The 5,294-nt window shown below is 74.4% G+C and carries 3 protein-coding genes; 2 read left to right on the top strand and 1 reads right to left on the bottom strand.

What is annotated here, in order from left to right; all coding sequences use genetic code 11:
• Positions 1-156 precede the first annotated feature (156 nt).
• Complete coding sequence (locus tag AC5LSR_RS15425) at positions 157-984, top strand: thioredoxin-like domain-containing protein (RefSeq protein WP_493468611.1); 828 nt, start codon at positions 157-159, stop codon at positions 982-984.
• A gap of 226 nt (positions 985-1,210) precedes the next feature.
• Here the strand turns inward: AC5LSR_RS15425 and manB are convergent, their stop codons facing one another.
• On the bottom strand, positions 1,211-2,284 hold the full coding sequence (gene manB / locus AC5LSR_RS15420) for a mannose-1-phosphate guanylyltransferase (protein ID WP_250285640.1): 1,074 nt from the start codon (positions 2,282-2,284) through the stop codon (positions 1,211-1,213).
• 155 nt (positions 2,285-2,439) lie between these two features.
• On the opposite strand from manB, the gene AC5LSR_RS15415 reads away from it, so the two are divergent.
• Positions 2,440-5,294: NAD-glutamate dehydrogenase domain-containing protein (locus tag AC5LSR_RS15415; RefSeq protein WP_493468610.1), on the top strand; the 2,855-nt coding region annotated here is incomplete at its 3' end.

Raw genomic sequence — 5,294 nt, 5'->3', positions numbered from 1 at the left:
CGGACAGACGGGCGGACGGGCGGGCCAGGTGACCGGGACCGCACCCCGTGACCTGGCTCCCGTGACCTGGCTCCCGTGACCTGGCTCCCGTGACCGGGACCTCGTGGCCAGGACGGGGTACAGCGTGATATTCGGACCTTCGTAGGATGGTGCGCCGTGGGTAAGAAGAGCGCGGAACGCAACGCACGGCTGGAGGCGCTCCGGCGCGAACAACGGCGCCAGGAGCGGCGCCGTTCCTGGCTGATCTACGGTTCCGCCGGTGTCGTCCTGCTCGCGGTGCTGGCCGGCATCATCATCTACGCCGTGCTCGACAACAGGTCGAAGAACGAGACCCACAAGGTCGGCTATGTCGCGGCGGCGAGCAAGGCCGCGGCGGCGGCCGGGTGCACCGGAGTCGTCAACGACGCGCCGCGCGGCAACACCCATGTCGCGGCGAACGAGACCGTCAGCTACGACGCGGCCCCGCCGTCGTCCGGCAACCATGACGCCGACCCGCTGCCGGACGCCTACCGCTTCTACGAGCGCATCCCGCAACTGCGGATCGAACGCGCCGTGCACAATCTCGAACACGGCTTCGTCATCGGCTGGTACGACCCGAAGCTCCCCGACGACCAGGTCACGGCGCTGCGTGCCGCTGCCGAGAACGCCGGGAACCGGTTCATCGCGGTGCCCTGGGAGCGCGGCGACTTCCCCGGGGACAAGCACTTCGTCCTCACCGCCTGGGACCGCACCCAGCGATGCGCGACCGTCTCCGAGGCCGCCATCAAGGAGTTCGTGTCCACCCACGCCAACCCGAATGCCGCCGGCGCGACCTGGGACTCCCCCACCGCGGCCGAGTCGGGTGCCGCCGGCGGCACCCTCAACCTCAGCCCGACGATCGCGGGCACGGTGGCCGCACTGACCGCGGGCGCGGCTCCCGCACCGGGCGGGGCGGCCCCCGCTCCGGGGACGTCCGCCGCGCCCGGTCCCGCGGTGCCGCGCTGAGCGCTCCGGACAGGGCCCGGGGCACCCTGAAGCGGGGTCCCCGGGCAGGCATCCGGGGCACGCTGGGCGGCCCCCTCAGGGCGGGATTCGGGGCGCCGCGGGCAGGGCACGGACGGGCAGGGCACGGGTGGACGCCGCCGGCCGGCCCGCCCCGGCCGGTCGGGCACGGCCGGTCAGGCACGGCCAGTCGGGCGCGGCCGGTCAGGCACGCTCAGTCAGACGCCGGTCAGACACGGTCGGAGCTGAAGCGGATCGCGCCCGCGGTCAGCACCGCGTCGGGGAAGACGCGGGCGCCGGCCCGCAGCTCGTTGCCGGCCCCGATCCGCGCGCGGTCACCGATGACCACCCCGTCCAGCGACACCCTGTTCCCGACGACCGCGCCGGCACCCACCACCGAGGTGCGCACGGTCGCACCCTCGCCGATCACCGCCCCGTCGAAGAGCACCGCGCCGTCGACGGTGGCGCCGGCACCCACCGTCGCGCCGGCACCCACCACCGTGCCCCCGCCGATCTTGGCGTCGACGGCGACGGCGGCGCCCGGCAGCGCCAGCCAGTCACCCACCGGCCCCGGCAGCGCCGAGGAGGCGATCCGCCCGGTCACCAGGTCCCGGGAGCCCCGGATGAACGCGTCGGGCGTGCCCAGGTCCAGCCAGTAGGTGCTGTCGATGTAGCCGACCACCAGGAGGCCGGCGTCCAGCAGCCCGGGGAAGGTCTCCCGCTCGACCGAGACCGGGCGTCCCACCGGAATGCTGTCGATCACCGACCGGCGGAACACATAACAGCCCGCGTTGATCCGGTTGGTCGGCGGGTCGGGCGTCTTCTCCAGGAACTGGGTGACCCGGCCGTCGGCGTCGGTGGGGACGACACCGAACGCCCGCGGGTCGTCGACCTCGGTCAGGTGCAGGGTGACGGCCGCGCCGGCCTGGCGGTGACGCCGCACCAGCGCGGCGATGTCCAGCCCGGAGAGGATGTCACCGTTGAAGACGACCACCGGGTCGTCCGGGCCGCCGCGCAGCCTCGACGCGACGTTGCGGATCCCGCCGCCGGTCCCCAGCGGCTCGGCCTCGGTGACGTACTCCAGCTCCAGCCCGTGGGCGGCGCCGTCCCCGAAGTACTCCTCGAACACCTCGGCCCGGTACGAGGTCGCGAGGACGACCCGGGTGATCCCCGCGTCCCGGGCGCGGGCGAGCATATGGGCGGTCACCGGCACCCCGGCGACCGGGAGCATCGGTTTCGGTGCCGACATCGTCAACGGGCGCAGCCGGCTGCCCTGCCCACCGACCAGCATCACAGCGTCCATGGCGGGTCAGTTTCGCAGAGGCGGCACCGCCTGGTGCACGATGTTCGCGTATTTCGGTGACGTCGCGTCGCGGACACCGGAGCGCAAGGAGCGGGTCAGCCGGCCGCGCGGTGTGCCGGAGTGCGCTGCCCGGCATTTCTGGCGATGCTGAAAGGGTGGTACGCCCGTCTGATCGCAGCTACCGGCTCCTCCACGACGGCACCCTGTCGGGCGCCGAGACCGCCCTGGCCGGGCTGGCCCAGGGCGGGGAGCCGGGCTTCGCCGCCGCCCGCACCGACGACGGGACCGCCACGCTGGCGGTGTGGCTCGCCTGGCAGGCGCACGAGCCGCCGATCGCCGACGTGATACCGGTGCTGGCCAACCTGGGCCTGCGCGCGCGGACCCACCGCTGCCTGCCGAGCCGTCCGGGCCCGGACGGGGGCATGGCCAGCCTGGACGAGTACCACATGATCGTCTCCCCGGAGCTGGCGGAGGCGGCGCTGAAGCAGATGGACGGGCTGCGCGACGTCCTGGGCGGTCTCGCGCTCGGGGACGTCGACAGCGACAGCCTGGACTCGCTGGTGCTCACCGCCGGGCTCACCGCCCGTGAGGTGCGGCTGCTGCGGGCGCTGTTCCGTTACCTGCGCCTGGCCGGGACGTCGCTGGGTGGGCGCTACGCCCACCGCGTCCTGACCGCCCACCCGTCCTACGCGCACGACCTGGTGGCGCTCTTCCACGCCCGGATGGATCCGTTGCGGGCGGACCCGGACAACGCCGAACGGCTGCACGCCGCGCTGGAGGACGCGCTCGGGTGGGTGACGGGCATCAACGACGACACGGTCCTGCGCCGGCTGCGCGACGTCGTCCTCGCGGTCGTCCGGACGACGTTCTACGCAGCCCCCGGCTCGGCGCCCGGATCGGCGCCGGATCGGATCCAGATCCAGCGGCCGCTGCCCGACCGGGCGGCGGGAGCCGGCCGAGCACCCTCCGAGCGTGCCGAGCGGACGGTCCACGCCGGCTACGGCCAGGGGTACGAGGGCCGCGGGGACGAGGTGGGCGGCGGCGGGGACGCGCTGGCCTTCAAGCTCGCCCCGGCCGGGCTGCCGTGGCTGCCCCGGCCGCGGCCGGAGGCCGAGATCTTCGTCAGCTCCCCCCGGTTCGACGCGGTGCACCTGCGCGGCACCCTGCTGGCCCGCGGCGGCATCCGCTGGTCCGACCGTCAGGAGGACCTGCGGACCGAGATCCTCGGCCTGCTGAAGGCCCAGCGGGTCAAGAACGCCGTCATCGTGCCGGACGGGGCCAAGGGCGGGTTCGTGCTGCGCCGTCCACCGGCGGAGCCCGGGGAGCTCGCCCGGCTGGCCGAGGCCTGCTACACGCGGTTCATGGAGGCGCTGCTGGCCCTTGTCGACAACCGGGCCGACGGCGAGACGCACCGCCGGGCGGGGATGGTCTGCCACGACGGGCCCGACAGCTACCTGGTCGTCGCCGCCGACAAGGGCACGGCCCGCTTCTCCGACCTGGCCAACCAGGTGGCGGCGACGAACGGCTACTGGCTCGGCGACGCGTTCGCCTCCGGTGGCCGCAGCGGGTACGACCACAAGGCGCTGGGCATCACCGCCCGCGGCGTGTGGGAGTCGGTGCGCCGGCACTTCGCCGAGCTCGGTGTCGACGCCGACCGCGAGCCCCTGACCGTCGTCGGCATCGGTGACATGTCCGGGGACGTCTTCGGCAACGGGATGCTGCTCTCCCGTCATCTGCGGCTGGTGGCCGCCTTCGACCACCGGCACATCTTCCTCGACCCCGACCCCGACCCGGCCCGGTCGTTCACCGAACGCCGGCGGCTGGCGTCGCTCCCGTCGAGCGGCTGGGACGACTACGACCGCGGCGCCCTGTCGGCCGGCGGGGGCGTCTTCCCGCTGTCGTCCAAGCGGATCGAGCTGACCGAGCCGGTCCGGGAGCTGCTCGGTGTCGGCGACGACACGCTGCCCGCCGACGCCCTGGTCCGGGCGATCCTGCGCGCGCCGGTCGACCTGCTGTGGAACGGCGGCGTGGGCACCTGGGTGAAGGCCAGCGGGCAGGAGCACGCCTCGGTCGGGGACAAGGCCCGCGACGGGATGCGGGTCGACGCCCGGCAGCTGCGCTGCCGGGTCGTGGCCGAGGGCGGCAACCTCGGCCTCACCGACGCCGCCCGGATCGAGTTCGCCCTGCGCGGCGGGCGCTGCAACACCGACTTCGTGGACAACTCCGGCGGCGTCGACTGCTCCGACCGCGAGGTCAACATCAAGATCGGCCTTGAGCTGGCGATCGGGACGGGCGCGATCGACCGGGCCGAACGCGAGAAGCTGCTGGCCGCCGCCACCGGCGGCGTCGTGCGGGCGGTCCTGGTCGACTGCGCCCGCCAGGCCCTGGCGCTGAGCGCGGCGGAACGCCACGTCGTGACCGCGGCGGACGGGCTGACGAGGTTCGTCGAGCACCTGGTCGACACCGGCGAGCTCGACCTGGGCGTCGAGACCCTGCCGGACGCCGAGGAGCTGACCACCCGGGTCGCCGCGGGCCGCACCTACACCCGGCCGGAGATCGCGATCCTGCACGCTTACGCGAAACGGACGGTGACCCGCGCGCTGCTGGACTCGCCGCTGCCCGACGACCCGGCGCTCGAGCCCGTCCTGGACGCCTACCTGCCGGCGTCCCTGCGGCCGGTGCTGCGCGAGCACTTCGGCCGTCACCCGCTGCGCCGGGAGATCGTCGCGTCCCGGCTCGCCAACTCGATCATCGACCGGGTCGGGGCCGGGTTCCTGCACCGCCTGCGGGAGCTGACCGGTGCGGACACGGTCCAGTGCGCCCGCGCGTTCGTCGTCACCGGCAGCCTGCTCGGCCTGACCGACATCTGGGACGCCCTCGACAGACACTGCCTCGGCGAGGGCCCCGGGGGCGGCTCCGCCGGCAGCGCCGGGGGAAGCACCGGCGCTCCCGGCGCCGAAGACGCCGGCACGGACGCCGGCACGGACGCCGGCACGGGCGGGGGCATGGG

This window comes from Protofrankia sp. CiP1_Cm_nod4 (assembly GCF_982290645.1).
This window is presented reverse-complemented; position numbering and strand designations above follow the sequence as displayed.

What these genes read in the sequence shown, in the direction of transcription:
- manB (WP_250285640.1), bottom strand. Translation starts at nt 2,284, where the DNA reads ATGGACGCTGTGATGCTGGTCGGTGGGCAGGGCAGCCGGCTGCGCCCG.